This window comes from Desulfurella sp. (genome assembly GCF_023256235.1).
Taxonomy (GTDB): Bacteria; Campylobacterota_A; Desulfurellia; order Desulfurellales; family Desulfurellaceae; genus Desulfurella.
This window is the reverse complement of sequence record NZ_JAGDWY010000062.1, coordinates 1-17,321: the sequence shown is the minus strand read 5'-3', so window position 1 is coordinate 17,321 and position 17,321 is coordinate 1. Positions and strand designations below refer to the sequence as shown.

General features: G+C 30.8%; 19 protein-coding genes. 9 read left to right on the top strand and 10 right to left on the bottom strand.

Annotated features, from left to right (window positions below; genetic code table 11):
* From Q0C22_RS06350 to Q0C22_RS06310, 9 genes are all read right to left on the bottom strand, one after another.
* Positions 1-698, bottom strand: a 698-nt coding sequence (locus tag Q0C22_RS06350) for a pyruvate formate lyase family protein (RefSeq protein WP_291492910.1), incomplete at its 3' end; no start/stop codon positions are given.
* Positions 699-700: 2 nt separating this feature from the next.
* Positions 701-1,597 carry a glycyl-radical enzyme activating protein gene (locus Q0C22_RS06345; protein WP_291492907.1) on the bottom strand — a complete coding sequence of 299 codons (897 nt, stop codon included), beginning with the start codon at positions 1,595-1,597 and terminating at the stop codon, positions 701-703.
* Positions 1,594-2,247: a GntR family transcriptional regulator gene (locus Q0C22_RS06340; protein ID WP_291492905.1), complete on the bottom strand. Its 654-nt coding sequence runs from the start codon at positions 2,245-2,247 to the stop codon at positions 1,594-1,596. The genes Q0C22_RS06345 and Q0C22_RS06340 overlap by 4 nt, the downstream gene beginning before the upstream one ends.
* Positions 2,248-2,307: 60 nt before the next feature.
* Positions 2,308-3,012: a Bax inhibitor-1/YccA family protein gene (locus tag Q0C22_RS06335; RefSeq protein WP_025391871.1), complete on the bottom strand. Its 705-nt coding sequence runs from the start codon at positions 3,010-3,012 to the stop codon at positions 2,308-2,310.
* A 43-nt stretch (positions 3,013-3,055) separates the two neighbouring features.
* Positions 3,056-3,940 (bottom strand): DMT family transporter, encoded by an 885-nt coding sequence (locus Q0C22_RS06330; RefSeq protein ID WP_291492902.1) that lies wholly within the window; start codon positions 3,938-3,940, stop codon positions 3,056-3,058.
* Positions 3,941-4,663 (bottom strand): amino acid ABC transporter ATP-binding protein, encoded by a 723-nt coding sequence (locus tag Q0C22_RS06325; RefSeq protein ID WP_092128313.1) that lies wholly within the window; start codon positions 4,661-4,663, stop codon positions 3,941-3,943.
* A complete protein-coding gene (locus Q0C22_RS06320) occupies positions 4,650-5,327 on the bottom strand; it encodes an amino acid ABC transporter permease (RefSeq protein ID WP_291492900.1) in 678 nt (225 codons plus the stop codon). The genes Q0C22_RS06325 and Q0C22_RS06320 overlap by 14 nt, the downstream gene beginning before the upstream one ends.
* 70 nt (positions 5,328-5,397) lie before the next feature.
* A complete protein-coding gene (locus Q0C22_RS06315) occupies positions 5,398-6,156 on the bottom strand; it encodes a basic amino acid ABC transporter substrate-binding protein (protein WP_291492898.1) in 759 nt (252 codons plus the stop codon).
* 93 nt (positions 6,157-6,249) lie between these two features.
* Entirely contained in the window at positions 6,250-7,461 is a 1,212-nt protein-coding gene (locus tag Q0C22_RS06310; RefSeq protein WP_291492896.1) for an OFA family MFS transporter, read from the bottom strand.
* A 219-nt stretch (positions 7,462-7,680) separates the two neighbouring features.
* Here Q0C22_RS06310 and miaA point away from each other — a divergent pair, with 219 nt between their 5' ends.
* Positions 7,681-8,592: a tRNA (adenosine(37)-N6)-dimethylallyltransferase MiaA gene (miaA, locus tag Q0C22_RS06305; protein WP_291492894.1), complete on the top strand. Its 912-nt coding sequence runs from the start codon at positions 7,681-7,683 to the stop codon at positions 8,590-8,592.
* Here the strand turns inward: miaA and htpX are convergent.
* Positions 8,569-9,417, bottom strand: a complete 849-nt coding sequence (htpX, locus tag Q0C22_RS06300) for a zinc metalloprotease HtpX (protein ID WP_291492891.1) — start codon at positions 9,415-9,417, stop codon at positions 8,569-8,571. The two genes, miaA and htpX, sit on opposite strands and share 24 nt — an antisense overlap.
* Before the next feature lie 123 nt (positions 9,418-9,540).
* On the opposite strand from htpX, the gene Q0C22_RS06295 reads away from it, so the two are divergent.
* The 8 genes from Q0C22_RS06295 to Q0C22_RS06260 all read left to right on the top strand — a co-directional run.
* The gene (locus Q0C22_RS06295) at positions 9,541-10,302 is read left to right on the top strand and encodes an SDR family NAD(P)-dependent oxidoreductase (protein ID WP_291492889.1); all 762 of its coding nucleotides are present in this window, start codon (positions 9,541-9,543) and stop codon (positions 10,300-10,302) included.
* 9 nt (positions 10,303-10,311) lie between these two features.
* Positions 10,312-11,277: an HD domain-containing protein gene (locus tag Q0C22_RS06290; protein WP_291492887.1), complete on the top strand. Its 966-nt coding sequence runs from the start codon at positions 10,312-10,314 to the stop codon at positions 11,275-11,277.
* Between the two features lie 2 nt (positions 11,278-11,279).
* A complete protein-coding gene (gene tmk, locus Q0C22_RS06285; protein ID WP_291492885.1) occupies positions 11,280-11,846 on the top strand; it encodes a dTMP kinase in 567 nt (188 codons plus the stop codon).
* Positions 11,827-12,429 (top strand): hypothetical protein, encoded by a 603-nt coding sequence (locus Q0C22_RS06280; protein WP_291492883.1) that lies wholly within the window; start codon positions 11,827-11,829, stop codon positions 12,427-12,429. The genes tmk and Q0C22_RS06280 overlap by 20 nt, the downstream gene beginning before the upstream one ends.
* Entirely contained in the window at positions 12,426-13,259 is an 834-nt protein-coding gene (locus Q0C22_RS06275) for a regulatory iron-sulfur-containing complex subunit RicT (RefSeq protein WP_291492878.1), read from the top strand. The genes Q0C22_RS06280 and Q0C22_RS06275 overlap by 4 nt, the downstream gene beginning before the upstream one ends.
* Positions 13,234-15,090, top strand: coding sequence for a methionine--tRNA ligase (metG, locus tag Q0C22_RS06270; protein WP_291492875.1), 1,857 nt, complete (start codon positions 13,234-13,236; stop codon positions 15,088-15,090). The genes Q0C22_RS06275 and metG overlap by 26 nt, the downstream gene beginning before the upstream one ends.
* Positions 15,091-15,118: 28 nt before the next feature.
* Positions 15,119-15,988: an MBL fold metallo-hydrolase gene (locus Q0C22_RS06265; protein ID WP_291492873.1), complete on the top strand. Its 870-nt coding sequence runs from the start codon at positions 15,119-15,121 to the stop codon at positions 15,986-15,988.
* An 18-nt stretch (positions 15,989-16,006) separates the two neighbouring features.
* A partial coding sequence (locus Q0C22_RS06260) for a sigma 54-interacting transcriptional regulator (RefSeq protein ID WP_291492871.1) occupies positions 16,007-17,321 on the top strand: 1,315 nt, incomplete at its 3' end.

The following is a 17,321-nucleotide window of genomic DNA, read 5'->3' as shown; positions in this document are numbered from 1 at the left end:
GCTTGTTGAGCATATCTGCGGGCAAATTTGATTATTGCTTTTGCAGCAATTTTCATTGCTTGGAGCTCTTCAATTTTACTTAAGCTATCTGAATCGTTTTTTAAATCAACTATTGTCTGATCTATCTGATCAATTATATCCAGCATACCAAATTTATATATCCTATCACCTAAAACTGTGTGTCCAGGCGCTCTTTGTTCCATAAATTCTGTAAAAATACCAGCTTCAAATGCATCTAACCATGCTTTATCCATGTTTGAAAATATTTTTTCTCTTATGGTTTTACCACTCCAATATGGAATTATTACATCTTTGTATAGCTCAAATACTTCTTTATCCACCTTATATGGTACTTTTTCTCTTTCATTTAAAATTTTTAAGTCTTTTAAAGAATGTAGATTTATTTCAGGGTAAGTTGGTGTTGCTTTTGGCAATTCACCTCTTTCTCCTACAATAAGTTCTCCTTCAAATATTGTTACTTTTTTGTTTTCCAATATATAATCAAATGCAGCAGCTCGTTTTAAAGGTATACTATTAATATCATTATTCTTGTAAAACTCTGTTAAAAGCATTGCCCTTTCTACGGATATTTTTTCTTGAGCCTGAATACTTTGCTTGTAGAGATTTTTTACACGCTTGGTGCAGCCTCTTAATGTTTTCGGTTTTTTAAAATCAACTATAGAACAATTTATTTGCATAATTAGCCTCCTACCTCAACTGTAAATTCTTGAGATCTAAAAAAATTTACTATTGAGTTAATTTCTTCATCTTTTGGCGTTTTGATGTGTTTTAGTTTAAAGTCCATGTTGAGTCTTTTGTATTTATCAACCATAAAATTATGATAGGCAAGTATATCTATTTTTGATATTTTTAGTTTTTTTAAAAAATTAGCTGTTTGTGAAAGATTATCAAGATTATCGTTAATTGTTGGGATTATTGGGAGTCTTATATTAATTTTATCTCTTGCAATGTTTGATAGCTTTTCTAAATTTTCAAGTATGATTTCATTTGAAACACCAGTGTATTTTTTGTGCAAAACTGGATCCATTATTTTTAAATCATATAAAAATTGATCAGCATAAACAGCCGCATTTTTTATATTTGAAAATTTTGTATAACCACATGTATCGATTGCAATATGTATATGGTTTTCTTTAAGTTTTTTAAGAAGAGCCATTAAAAAATTTATTTGCAGAAAAGGTTCTCCACCAGAAATTGTAACACCACCGTTTGTGTAAAATACTTTGTCTTTTAGTATCTCATCTAATATTTCATCTACACTGTATAGCGTGCCAATTGAAGATAGCGCACCCGTAGGACAGCTCTTTGTACAATCAATACATAAATCGCAAGAAAAATTATCAATATATACTTTTTTGTCAATTACTTTAATAGCATGTTTTTTACAAACAATTTCACAGGTTTTACAATTAATGCATTTATCATTATAATGAACAATGTGAGTCTTAAAACTTTTACTTTCCGGATTATGGCACCACAAACAATTCAATGGGCAACCTTTAAAAAAAACAGTTGTTCTAATACCTTCACCATCGTGTATGGAATATTTTTTTATATCGAAAATTAAACCTTTCATTTAAAATAATATTCCATAATAAATTTTTTCTGAACATCAAATGACCAATGTACATCTTTGATAAATAATGCAGCTTTTAAACAATCATTTTGCAAGAGATCTATAAATATATCATGTTCTTTTATAGACCTTTTTTCCCACTCTGGTAAATAATGTTTTTTTCTTGGAAAGTCGTAAAGCCTCTGGCGCAAGTTATCAATTATCTTAAGCGCGTGGTGATTTTTACTCAAACAAAGGTAAGTATTATGAAAATCTACATTGTTTTTATAGTAAAGGTCAAAATCTGAATCATCTATTGCTTTTTGCATTTTTGTATTGAATTCTTTTAGTTTTTCAATTATATTGGTATCAATATGACTACATACCTGATGTATTATAGAGCATTCTAAAGCTCCAATAATTTCATAAAAATATTTAATTTCTTCCAGGCTCAATTCGTTTATTAATATGCCTTTTCTGGGTTTAATCGTAACAAAACCTTCCATTTCAAGCTGCAAAAGAGCATCTCTTAAAGGTGTTTTACTTATTTTGAGCTTGTTCGATAAAGCATTTATATCAATATAGTCACCACCTTTTAAGTTTTGTTTGTTTATTTGATCTTTTAAGTATTCATATACCTGCTCTCGCAATGACTTTAAATTTATTTCCATCTGATATCTGATATATCACAGTTAAAGTCAAAAAAACAAAATTTTGACTTAACTTACTACTTATTCTCTTTTACCCATTCCAAACAAATTCAAAAGCATTAAAAATAGGTTTATGAAGTCAAGGTATAAAGCAAGTGCTCCAATTACAGATCCTTTTAATACACCAGAGCTATCTTCTACATCGATAGAATAACTCATTTGTTTTAATTTTTGATTATCGTAGGCTGCAAGACCCGCAAACACAATTACACCGATTACACTTATAACAAAGTACATCATTGGACTTTTTAAGAATATATTAACGACACTTGCAATAATAACACCAATCAAACCCATAAACAAAAAATGCCCAAAACCAGTTAAATCTTTCTTAGTAGTTAAACCAAATAAACTCATTATTAAAAACATTAAAGCGCTTGTTCCAAAAGCTGAAGCAATCACGGTTTGCGTATATGCTAAAAAAATAAAAGACAAAGTAACACCGTTTAGTAAACTATATAGAATAAATAAAAAAGCTGCCACCTGAGCATTGAGTTTATTTATTCCAGCACTAATTGTAAAAACTAAACCCAGCTCCCCAATTACTAATACCCAAAATAATATAGGGTTTGCTGCAATAGCCATCGTAATTTGCTTATTAATAGAAACTGCATAAGATACCAAAAATGTTAAGCCAAGACCGAAAAACATCCATAAGTAGACTTTACTTATAAAGCTTGACGCGCTTATTGCTTGTTCTTGTGTTCTTAAAATACTGTTTGGCATCCCTACCTCCTTTTTATTTTCAAATTATAATCACTTTTGCAAATTAATCAAGAGCATGTGGTTTTATAGAAACGATTATAATTGAGCTTGCAATAAACATCAACCCTATCACTGATGAAATAAATATCTTTTGACCCAAAAAGATATTTAAATAAATCAAAGATAAAAATGGTGTCAAATATATAGCATTTGATATAATATGTGTTTTTAAATTCTCAAGAGCTTTAAACCAAAATATAAAACTAATACCATTTATAAATGTACCATTTATAAATAACCAAAATAAGCTCTTTATGTCAGGAATTTTAAAAGAAGATAGTATAAATAATGTTGGTGTGATAAAAAATAAAACAAATAAAAAATAAAAAAAGACACTTGTGGTTTTCTCGAAATTTTTTTTCTTACCAATAATAGAATATGTTGCAGCGCTTAAAGCTGCAAGTATTGCAAAAAAATCCCCTTCAATATTTCCAAAGTTAATTTTAGCTATATTTCCTTTTGTTATAATAACCGTTATGCCAAAAAAACTTATTAAAATAGCAAAAATTTTTCTTATTGTTAATTTTTCTTTAAATACAAATATTGAAAAAATAAACAAAAATACTGGCCATGTGTAGTTTAGTATAAAAACTACAGCAGCATCTGCAATACTAAAAGCTTTATAAAGCATGAGATAATTAAAATAAATTCCAATAAATCCAATCAAAGCCATATAGAAATAATCTTCAAGTTTATATGAAAATAAAAGCTTAATTTTTTTTTGAAAAATTACAAATAAAAAAAGGACAAATGTAGATATTACACTTGAGTAAAAAAGCATCTGAATATTATCCAGATTACTTAAAATTTCTTTTGATGCAATTGGTATAAGCGCCCAGGATGCAATACAAATTGTTAAGTATAAATAACCTTTTTTAGTGTTTTGCATCTAGAGAATTTTGCTAATAAAAGCTTTAGTGCGTTCTTGTTTTGGGTTTGTAAAAATTTCCTGTGGTGAACCTTCTTCCACAATCTGACCGTCGTCCATAAAAACAACTCGATCTCCAACTTCACGAGCAAATCCCATTTCGTGAGTTACAACAATCATTGTCATGCCTTCTTTGGCTAAATTTCTCATAACAGAAAGCACTTCTCCTACCATTTCTGGATCAAGAGCACTTGTAGGTTCATCAAACAACATTACAATGGGGTTCATTGCCAAAGCCCTGGCAATTGCAACACGCTGTTGTTGACCGCCAGACAACTCATCCGGGTAATTATTAGCTTTTTCTTCTAAACCAACTTTTTTTAGCAAATTCATGGCTATATTTTCGGCTTCTTCTTTAGACTTTCCAAGTACTTTAACCGGTCCAATTGTAATATTATCAAGCACAGACAGATGAGCAAATAAGTTAAAATGCTGAAAAACCATACCAACTTCTCTTCTTACTAAATTTAAGTTAGTTTTGTTGTGTGTAATCTCGACATTGTTAATATAAATTTCTCCGCTATCGACTTTTTCCAATCCATTTAAACATCTCAAAAAAGTACTTTTACCGGAACCAGATGCCCCCATTATAACAACAACTTCTTTTGGCTTAACTGATAAAGATACACCTTTTAGTACCAAATTTTTTCCAAAACTTTTTTTAACATTCTTAGCGTTTATCAATTTTAAATCTCCTTTCTAAATACCCAGAAATCCCAGTTAATGTAAAAATCATTGCTAGATAAATCACAGCTACTGCTGTCCAGATTTGAAGTGATGCAAATGTGGTAGATATAATAATTTGACCCTGCCTTGTTAGCTCTGATATAGAAATTACAGACAATAATGAAGTATCTTTAATAGTTTGTATAAATTGATTAACTAAAGGAGGAATCATACGCTTAAAAGCTTGAGGCAGAATAATATATCTCATGGTTTGATATTTTGTCATACCAATACTGTAGGCTGCTTCTGTTTGACCCTTTCCTATAGATAAAATACCAGCCCTTATAATTTCTGTAATGTATGCTCCCTCGTTTAAAGAAAGTGCTAGTATACCTGCAATTGGTGTAAAATAAGGATGAAACCATTTGTGTAATGGTAATATCATTGGAAGCGCAAAGTAAATATAAAAAATTTCTACAAGTAAAGGCAAACCTCTAAAAATATGGACATACACTTCACCTGTTTTTTTAAATACAGGATTGTGTGAAATTTTAAGTAATGCAAAAATAAGTCCCAGTATTGTAGCTACTATTATAACAACTACAGAAAAAAAGAGCGTTAGTTTTGCACCATAGAGCAATTGAGGTAAATTTTGCCAAATAACATTAAAAAAACTACCCATCAACTTTATCCCTTTACAAAATTAAAGCCAGACAACACTATACAAATTGTCTGGCTTTTTTATTATTTTTTTAATTTGTAATTAGACCTGCGTTGTCATCTCCAAAATATTTTCTGTATAATTTTAAATAAACGCCATTTTTAATGATTTTTTCAAGTCCAGCATTAACTTTTTCAAGTAATTTTGGGTCCTGTTTGCTAACAGCTATACCATAATCTTCACCTGTCAATAATTTTCCAACTGTATGTACATTTTTATGAGTTTTTGCATAGTTAATATTAACAGGGTTATCAAATACAACTGCCTGAGCACCACCGTTTTGCAATTGATTGTAAGCATCATCGATATTGGTAAAGCGCTCTACTTTAATATCTTTCATTTTTGATAGCATTATATCAGCTGTTGTACCCAATTTTGTAGCTACAGTTTTACCTTTTAAATCAGCCAAATCTTTGATAGGGCTACCTTTTTTTACCAATATTGATTGTCCAGAATGATAATAAGGTTTTGAAAAATACACAACTTGCGCTCTCTGTGGAGTAATTGTCATACCAGCTACTGCCATCTGGATTGTGCCAGTTTGCAAAGCCGGAATTAAACCCTGAAAATCCATTGTGTGCCATTCTACTTTAAATCCTTCTGCTTTTGCAATGGCGTTCACTAAATCCACATCAAAACCCACAACTTTGCCGTGTTCTTCCATCTCAAATGGTGGGAAAGTAGTATCTACCCCAACCTTTACGACCTGCTCAGCTTGCGCCAGATTTGCCAAGCCGAAAGAAAAAACAAATGCAAATGAAACTAGAAATAAAAACAACTTACGCAACATACAAACCCCCTATTAATTTTCTATTTAAATTTTAACAAATTATAATAAAAATGTCAATTTTAATTAGAGGGGACTAATACCCCTCTTTAGTGTTTAAGACTTGGGAGGTCTTAAGGCCAATGAGATTATGATACCTACGATTGCTATTATCATTACTATTGGAAACACTGAATAATATGATCCTGTCATATCTTTAATTTTACCAGATAAAAGCGTTCCCAATATTGCTGCTATGCCATATGCAGTAAATATAACGCCATAATTTTTGCCATAGTATTTTGTTCCAAAAAATGTCTTGGTAGCAGTAGGTGCAATAGCAAGCCATCCGCCTAAAGTAAACCATAACAGGGAGAATGCCACAAAGTACATCCCAATGCTTTTTGAAGTATATAATAATCCTGTAGCTAAAGCAATAACTACAAAAGATAAAGATGCTGTATTTCTTGGCTTTAGTTTGTCTGTAAGCCATCCAAATGTTGGTCTTCCAGCAAAATTAAATAATGCAAATACTTGTAGTGCTGTAGCTGCTAAACCTGTTGATAGTTTAAGCTCTTTTCCAACGGGTGCTGCAATGCCAATTGCCATAAGTCCAGCCATTGCGCCTATTATATATAAAAACCACAAAATCCAAAATGTTGGTTGTTTCATAGCTTCTGGTCTATCGTAATCTTTTGCTGCTGTTGCGGCTTGAGCTTGTGGTGTAGAAGCAGAAGCAACTTTAAAATCAGCAGGAGGAAATTTAAAAGGGAGTGACAGCAAAATATTGATTATTAAAAATGCCACGCCTAAATACATAAAAGTATTTAGTGGTCCTACAGAAGCTATTAGTGTTTTAATAATTGGAGCCATAATTAAAGCAGAAAGACCAAAACCGCCAACAGTCAATCCTATTGCCAAGCCACCTTTATCTGGAAACCACTTAGCAGCAACAGCAATTGGACATCCATAAACTAAACCTACACCAAATCCTCCAATTACACCATAAATTAAGGAAAGCATACCAATACCTGTGGACAATCCTGCCAGTATCCAACCGATTCCTACAAGTATACTGCCTAAAATCATAGTGTTTCTTGGTCCCCATTTTTGCATCAAGTTACCACCAATGGGCATAGCTATTGCAAAAACAGCTAAAAATAACATAAAAGGGTAACCACTTTCTGTTGCTGATATGTGCCAGAGCTTTTCGAGTGGAACCCTAAACAAGCTAAAAGAGTAAATAGCTCCAAGCATGATATTGACAATTAAACCAAGTATAACGTAAAGCCATCTACCACCACCTACCTGTGCAGAGTCTTGTGCCATACTAAGACCTCCTTACAAATAAATTAATTATTTGTAAGAAATATATCAAATAAAATTTAATTTGTCAACTAATTTTTACTTAAATATTTCAAAATAATAAGTGAGATAAAAAAATGTATTAATTTGGACACTATCATTTAATTAACAATTTATCTTATAACAATCATTTATTGGTGACAATATATTGAAAATCTTGCAATTTTTGGTAACATAAGCGCCATGAAAACTATAGTAATTTTGGGCCAAACAGCGACGGGAAAATCAGAATTAGCATATAAACTTGCAAAAGCTTTAGAAGGTGAGATAATTTCTGTAGATTCAATACAAATTTATAAATACTTTGATATTGGTTCTGCAAAGCCACCCAAAAATTATTTAAATGATGTAAAACACCATTTAATAGACATTAAAGAACCAAATGAGGATTTTAGTGCACAAGAATTTGCCGTTTTGGCAAAACAAATAATTAAAAAAATTAAATCACAAAATAAGATTCCCATCCTATGTGGTGGCACATTGTTTTATTTTGATGCTTTATTAAATTCACTGGACATAATACCTCAGGTTGATTTAAAAATTAAAGATTTTTTTAATGACATAAGTGAAGAAAATTTTATTAATTTGTATGAATGGTTAAAAATTATAGATCCAAAATGGGCACAAAAAATAAATAAAAACGACAAACAAAGGATAAATAGAGCTTTAAGTGTTTTTTTGCAAACAAAAACAAGTTTAACAAAATTCTTTAATATGAGAAAAAAAGAAGATTTTTTTAAAGATTGTTTGATATTTTCATTGCAGATTACAGACGTGGACTTAGAACAAAAAATTACTGAAAGAACACTAAACATGGCTGATGATCTAATAGTTGAAACAAAAAATATTATTAAAATGGGCTTTGCCCACACAAAGCCCATGCAATCAATCGGCTACAGACAGGCATTGCTTTATATAAACGGCAAACTAAGCAAAGATGAAATGATACAAAGCATAATTAAAGAAACAAAACAATACGCAAAACGGCAAAAAACATTTTTTAATTCAAAATTTAAAGAAAGAAGCATACAGATTGATTACAAAAACGCTTTTGATACAATTTTATCAATCTTAACTCAAAGCCATTCTCCTTAATCTTTCGATACGTTCTTCAATTGGTGGATGGGTTGAAAAAAGATTCATGATACCTTTTGCACTAAATGGATTTACAATAAATAGATTTTCTGTTACAGGGTTTCCTTGTAGCGGTATTTGTTTTGAGTAATTATCAAGTTTTTCCAATGCGCTTGCAAGATACAGCGGGTTTCCACTAAATTCAGCTCCAGCTCTGTCAGCTTCATATTCTCTGGCTCTTGATATGGCAAGCTGTATCAAAGTGGCTGCCAGTGGTGCAAATATTGCAAAAGCAATCAAAACAAACGGGTTAGATTCAGAATCCCTGTCCCTTGATAGTCCTCCAACCAATGCAGCCCACCTTATCATATCTGAAATAATCATTATAGCACCAGCAATTGTAGCTGCAATGGAAGATATCAATATATCCCTGTGTTTTATATGTCCGAGTTCATGCCCTAAAACACCCATTAGTTCATTTTCGTTTAAAAGTTTAAGAGCACCAACTGTTACAGCAATAGCCGCTTTTTTTGGATTTCTGCCTGTTGCAAAGGCATTTGGTGTATCCTGAGGTATTATATATATACGCGGCATTGGAAGATTGGCATTTTGAGCAAGTTTTCTTACTATCCTAAATAACTCAGGATATTCGCTTTCTGTAACTTCTTGCGCATTATACATTGATAGCGCAATTTTGTCTGAAAAAAAGTAACTGAAAAAATTCATCAAAATAGCCAGGCCAAAGGCTATCAAAGCACCACTTTTACCTCCAACTGCATTTCCAATTATCACAAAAAGCGCAGTCAATAAGCCTAATAAAAGAGCTGTCTTGACTGTATTTATCATAATGTTTACCTCCATTTCATGATTTTTCAATAATGATTATAAAGCAATACCAAAAATTGTCAAGTATCCTTGAATATAGCACTTAGCTGTAGTATAATAAAATAATTAGATAGGGGGTGTTTTATGGGAAGTGTTTTAATTACAGGTGCTTCAAGCGGTATTGGGAAAGCTTGTGCAGAAATTTTTGCAAATGGTGGTTACAATTTAATATTAAATGCAAGAAGAATAGATAGACTAGAAGAATTGTCTAAAAACCTTATAGAAAAAAATAAAGTCAAAGTATATTACAAAAAAACTGATATGTCAAAGAAAGATGAAATTTTTGAGTTTGTTGATTCTATACCTGAGGATTTTTTTCCAATAGATGTCCTTGTGAATAATGCAGGTCTTTCAAGAGGTTTAGAATCTTTAGATAAAGGTAATATTGACGATTGGAACGAAATGATTGATACAAATATCAAAGGGGTTTTGTATATAACAAAACTTATTATACCTATTATGAAAAAACAAGGTTATGGTCATATAATAAATTTGGGTTCCATTGCAGGACACGAATCGTATCCTGGCGGTAATGTATATTGTGCAACAAAAGCTGCTATAAAATCACTTACAAAAAGTTTAAGAATGGACCTTTTAAGGACAAATATAAGAGTTTCGAGCGTTGATCCTGGAATGGTAGAAACAGAATTCAGCGAAGTAAGGTTTAGAGACAAGGAAAAGGCAAAAAAAGTGTATGAAAATATTAAACCACTTTATGCACAAGATATAGCCGATGTTATATATTTTATTGCTACAAGACCTCAACATGTAAACATTGAAGATGTGATAATAATGCCAACCCAACAGGCAAGCGTATTGATTAACGATAGAGACTACAAAAAATAGGAGGGGTATTTGTTTGAAATAATAAAGGAAATTAAAGAAAAAAAGCATCAAGAAATAAATGGTGAATTATTTATGGTATTAGAAAAACATTTTCTTGATGCTAGAAATGGGGATAAATATATTGGACTAAAATTAAAAGACAAAAGTGGTGTTATAGAAGCAAAAATATGGAAAAATGTATATCACTTACATGAAAATTTTAAAGAAGGTGACTTTGTTAAATTAAAAGCTAAAACAAATTACTATAAGGATAACTGGCAGCTTATTATAGAAGATATACAAAAGGTAGATGTAGATGAAAAGCTAAAAGACGAATTTTTACCCAAAACAAAAAAAGATATAGAAGTTTTATCAAAAGAACTTTTTGCCATAATTAACGGTCTTCAAAATCAGGGCATTAAAAAATTACTACTAAGCATTTTTGGCGAAGAAGAATTTTTTGTAAAGTTTAAAAAAGCCCCAGCTGCCAAAAGCATGCATCATGCATATATTGGCGGTTTGATTGAGCATACAGTATCAGTTGCCAAAATTGCAAAAGAAGTATCAAAGTTTTATATGCCAATTGATGTTGATATACTGGTTGCAGGAGCGCTTTTGCACGATATTGGGAAGGTTTATGAGATAGATGCTTCTACATTTAACTATACAAATGAAGGTAGGCTTATTGGTCACATTGTAATTGGTTACAATCTAGTAAAAGAAAAACTAAAAACAATAAAGCTTCCATTTGAACAAGAAGTTCAAATTTTACACTGCATATTGGCTCATCATGGAGAGTATGAGTATGGTTCTCCCAAAATTCCAAAAACCAAAGAAGCACTTCTGCTCCATTTAATTGATACAATGGATTCAAAAATGGAGCCATTGCAAAATCTACAAGCAAATGAAACAAATTGGAGCGAATCTATTAAAATATTAGGTAGAAGTTTTTTTATTCCAAAAAACAGCCAAAATCAAGAATTAACATTATTTTAAATATGAAATATATAGTATTTGAAGGCCTAGATGGAAGTGGTAAAACTACTATATCTAAAATGTTTGTTGAGTATCTCTATGACAAAAACTACAGTGTTTTTTATACAAAAGAACCTTATACTTCAGAAATAGAAGCATTAATAAGACAAAATCAAACAAACAAAACCTTACTTTTTTTATTTTTAGCTGATAGATCAGTTCATATAGAAAAACTTAAAAAGCAAAATGTTGAGTTTATTGTAAGCGATAGATCATTTTACTCAACAATTTGCTATCAAGGCTACGGTGGCGGGATTGATATAGATTTTGTTATTAAACTTAATGAATTTGTCGTAGGTAATTTTTTGCCTGATGCAGTATTTTATCTAGATTGTAGCCCTAAAATCGCATTAAGTAGAAGTAAAAAACTTGACTCAATAGAAAATAAAAATTTAGATTTTTTTGAAAAAGTTAGACAAGGTTATTTGGATCTAGCAAAAAAATACAATTTTTTTACAATTGATGCACATGATAAGCTACAAAATGTTTTTTTAAATGTTATAAAATGTTATGAAACAATATTTGTCTAAATTTACAACATTTTCTCTTATAAATGCAAGCCTTGATGATGCAAGAGAATTTTGCCAAAGTTTAAATGTAGATACCTGGTATGAATTTGAAGATTTAAAATTACAGGATGTAAATCAAATTAAAATAAAATCATCTGAAATAAGTGAAAAACCATACGCTTTTTTGATTGGAAAGGCAAATATCGAATCACAAAATGCTTTGCTAAAACTCACAGAAGAACCAATTAATTTAAATTATTTCATTTTTTACGAAACAGAATATATACTTGATACACTTATTTCAAGATCCCAAATTGTCAATTTTAATATAGAAGATCAAAATATTGATAAATTGTATGAATTTTTTGAAAAAAAAGACAAAAGTAATTTTTTGAAAGAACTTTTAAACATTAAAAATTTATGTAAACAAAATAAACCACTTTTTTTAAAATATATAAAAAGCTTTATAAAAAAATTGTCTTCTAATTTTCCAGAGAACTCAATTTTTCTAACTAGATGCTATAAAGACTTAAGGACCTATAATTTAAATATTGATTTATTTTTAGCTAATATGTGTATCGAACTTTGGAGGATAAAGAAATGAGCATAGCTTATGTTGTATTTAAGCATTCAAATAGTATAATTCCTTTTAAATATTCAAAATTTGATTTAAATGTTGGCGATTTTGTAATTGCTGAATCAGAAAGAGGTTTAAATCTTGGCAGGGTTATAAAAATTTCCCATGAGAAAGATGACAAGTTAAAAAGCATAGTTAGAGTTGCCACACAAGCTGATTACCAAAAATACAATGAAAATCTTATCCTGGCACAAAAAGCCAGAAAATATTGTTCTCAGGAAGCCAAAAATCTTAATTTAGACATAAAACTGGTAGATGTTGAGTATACCATAGACAATAGCAAAATCATATTTTACTTTACATCACCAACCAGGGTAGATTTTAGACACCTGGTAAAAAAACTTGCTTCTTACTTTAAAACACGCATCGAAATGCGCCAGATTGGTGTTAGAGATGAAGCTAAACTTATTGGTGGGATTGGCTTGTGTGGTCAAATTGTTTGTTGCAAGCGCTTTTTACAAAACTTTGAGCCTGTATCCATAAAAATGGCTAAAGACCAAAACCTAAGCATAAGTGTTAAAAAAATATCTGGTATATGTGGCAGACTACTGTGTTGTTTGTATTACGAAGAGCATATTTATTCAGATTTTTTAAAAAATTTACCACCAAAAGGCTCAATTGTTAAAACTGACGAGTGCGAAGGTGAACTTGTACTTGCAAATCCTTTAAAAAATACTATAACAATCAAAGATCAAGAAAATAAAATGATAGAAGTAAAGGCAAATTCTATAAAAAGTGTTATAAAAATTGCAGAAGAAAAAGGAGATGAATATGAAATTATTGAAGAAAAAGAATAGTTACTATGTCACAACCCCGATCTATTATGTTAACGACGTGCCACATATTGGACATTCATATACTACAATTGCGGCCGATACTCTTGCCCGTTTTCACAGGTTAATGAAAGAAAATGTATTTTTCCTGACAGGCACAGATGAGCATGGAAAAAAGATTGAAAATACGGCTAAAGCGTTAAACAAAACACCAAAACAATTGGCAGATGAAGTTGTTATTAGATTTCAAAATTTATGGAAAAAACTTGATATAACAAATACAAAATTTATAAGAACAACAGATGACTACCATAAAACATCTGTCGCGCAAATATTTGAAGAAGTATATAAAAATGGAGATATTTACAAAGATGAATACGAAGGCTGGTATTGTGTGCCATGCGAAACATTTCATACACAACCAGGTCCAAACAATACATGTCCAGATTGCAATAGACCACTTGAGCTAATAAAAGAAGAATCTTATTTTTTTAAATTATCAAAATATCAGGACAGATTGCTAAAGTTTTATGAAGAAAATCCAGACTTTATACTGCCAAAATCCCGATATAATGAAATTGTCAGTTTTGTTAAAAGCGGACTTAAGGATTTAAGCGTTACACGCATAAATCTTGATTGGGGAATAAAAGTACCTTTTGATGAAAAACACACGATATATGTATGGTTTGACGCACTATTTAACTATTTAACTGCTATTGGTTATCCAAATGAAAATTTCCTTGAAATCTGGCCTGCTGATGTTCATCTTGTGGGAAAAGACATACTTAAATTTCACGCTGTATATTGGCCTGCGTTTTTAATGAGCCTTGATTTACCTTTGCCAAAGCATATTGTAGCGCATGGCTGGTGGACAGTTGATGGCAAAAAGATGAGTAAATCACTTGGCAATGTTGTAGATCCAAACGAAATGATAGAAAAATACCCGCGCGATGCATACAGATATTATCTGTTAAAAGCCGTTCCGTTTGGTATGGATGGCAATTTTAGCGAAAAAGAATTTGTTGATAAAATAAATAGTGATCTTGTAAATGACCTTGGAAATCTAATTAATAGGTCTCTTACAATGATAGAAAAATACAATAATGGTATTGTAAAAGAAGCAACTGTTGATAATACAATAAAAAATTTAGCCCAATCAACATTTGAAAACATAAAAACTGCTTTTGATATTTTCAGATTTGACGAAGCACTTGAATCAATAATGAACTTTGTAAGATTTGCAAACAAATATATTACAGAAAAACAGCCCTGGACAATTAAAGATAAAAACGAACTTGATAATGTTTTATTTAATATATATTGTGTAATAAAATTTATTAGTGGGGCAATTTTGCCTTTCATGCCAGATACAGCAAAAAAAATCTACAATCAAATAGGCTTTGAAGACGACATTAGCAAAAAAGACATTGACTTTTTCTTAAACTGGAAAACAGATACTATAAAAATTGGAAAAAAAGAAATGCTTTTTAAAAGGTACGAATATGAGCAAAAACTTCAAGAAAACCAGGAGCGAATTAGCATAGATGAATTTAAAAAAATAGACTTAAGAGTTGCAAAAATACTGGAAGCAAAACCCATTGAAAAATCAAATAAATTAATGAAACTTAAAATAGACATTGGCGAAGAAGAACCAAGAACTTTAGTTGCAGGCATTAAAGAATACTTTGAACCACAAGATTTAGTTGGAAAAACAATAATAGTGGTGGCAAACTTGCAAAAGGCAAAATTAATGAATGTAGAATCAAATGGCATGTTGCTTGCTGCAAAAGATGGAAAAACTTTAAAATTATTAACTGTTGACGGCGATATTAAGCCAGGAAGCAAAATTAGCTAGTACTTATATATTTTCTTAGGGGGTTTTTATGTTTAGCGTAGATAGCTTAAAAGTTACATGCTTATCTGAAACAAGTTGGTTTGATACAGATTTGCTTATGAGCGATATTAAAAAAGCAGGCGGAATGAATACAAACCAATATTTGATTAACTGGGATTATAAGAATTCAGGTGGCTACAGTGCTTTGATAGAATACACAAAAAACGAACAAAAAGGTTACGCGCTACTTGATGTTGGCTGGAGAGAAACATATATGGACTGGGTGTTTGATAGGGAAGGTGTTATTGAGCTTTTAAAAAAAGATAAATTAAACGATGTTTTTATAAGCCACGAACACATGGATCATTTTTGGGGTCTAAACAGTATAACTAAAATTAGAAATGATTTTAACTTGTATATACCTGTTGGTTTTAGCACAAAAGGCTATGATATAATTGAAAAAAGCAATTTTAAAGGCAAACTAATAGAAGTTGATGACAGATTTCAAAACGATGAACTTTCTTCTTTTGTTTATAAAATGGATATAATTCTAGGCGTAAAAAATGAGCAAATTTTAGTATTCAATCTAAAAGATAAAGGATTTGTTACAATCACTGGCTGCTGTCATCCAGGTGTTAACTCAATGATGGAATATGTAAAAAACAATTATGGAAATAACCTTTATGGTTTATATGGTGGTTTGCATATCTCGCTACTGGAAGATTGGAATGATCAAAAAGCTAAAGAAATAGAAAAACTTGGCAGCTGGGGTTTAAAAAAAGTTGCCGCGAATCACTGTACAGGTGTGGTTGCCGTCGAACATATGATAAAAAAAGGTATAAATGTAGTCGGAGGCAGTGCAAAATTTGGCAGTCAAAGCAAACTGTATGTAGGAAATTCTGACAGTATAGAATTTTAATCTAAAAATTTAAAGTAAATGATCGATATTATTTTAAATAGCACAACAAAAGACATAATAATGGATAATTTATCTGTGGGAATTTATTTTACAGATGAAAAAGGCAAAACACTGTACGTAAACAAAGCATTTGAAGAAATGTCTTTAATAAAAGCTAAAGAACTTATTGGGAAAACACTTGAAGAGTTAGTAAAACAAAAGTACTTTACAGCATCTGCAACACTACTAGTTATAAAAACAAAAAAACCTGCTGCGGTTTCTTATATTACAAAAACAAATAGAAAACTTTTAGCTAGAGGCAAACCTTTTTTTGACCAAAGTGGAAATTTGAAATACGTAGTAAATACAGTTTATGATTTAAGTGAAGTGCACTATATGAGTAACATTGATTATGACAGCAAACAAAATAACAATAATCAGATTATTGCATTTAGCTCTCAGATGGTAAATATTGTAGACTTTGCACTAAGGGTTGCAAATGTTGATTCCACTGTGTTAATTACAGGTGAATCTGGTGTTGGAAAAGAGGTTTTAGCAAAATTCATTCACGATGCAAGCCCACGCAAAAATTATCCTTTCGTAAAAGTAAACTGTGCAAGCATCCCAGAAAATCTAATTGAAACAGAACTTTTTGGGTATGAAGGTGGAGCCTTTACAGGTGCTAACCCTAAAGGCAAAAAAGGTTTTTTTGAAGCAGCTCAAAAAGGAACAATATTTTTAGATGAAATTGGAGAATTGCCTTTAAATGTCCAGGCAAAACTACTGCAGGTTTTGCAGGATAGACAATTCACGCGAGTTGGCTCTCCTGGAATTGTTAATGTTGATGTAAGAATAATTGCTGCAACCAATAGGAACTTAAAAGACATGATATCAAATAAACTTTTTAGAGAGGATCTATACTATCGACTGAACGTTATACCAATACATATACCGCCACTTAGACAAAGAAAAGATGATATAGAGCCTCTTGTTAATTATGTAGTTTCCAGGATAAACAGTAAATACAACTTTAATAAGCAGCTCGATTTCGAGCTAATTGATTTATTTAAGTCACTTCCATGGAAAGGCAATGTAAGAGAATTAGAAAATGTTATTGAAAAACTTCTTGTAACAACAACCAAAAACATAATAACCAGAACTGATTATACTTCAATAGAAGATATTCAACAATACGATATAAACCCAAAATTCATACTAAAAAACTATGAAAGAGAGCTGTTGCTTAATCTTTTACCAACTTGCAAAAATACGCGTGAGCTTGCCAAAAAGTTTGGCGTATCGCAACCCACAATTGTAAGAAAACTAAAACAACATAATATATCGATTCAAAAGT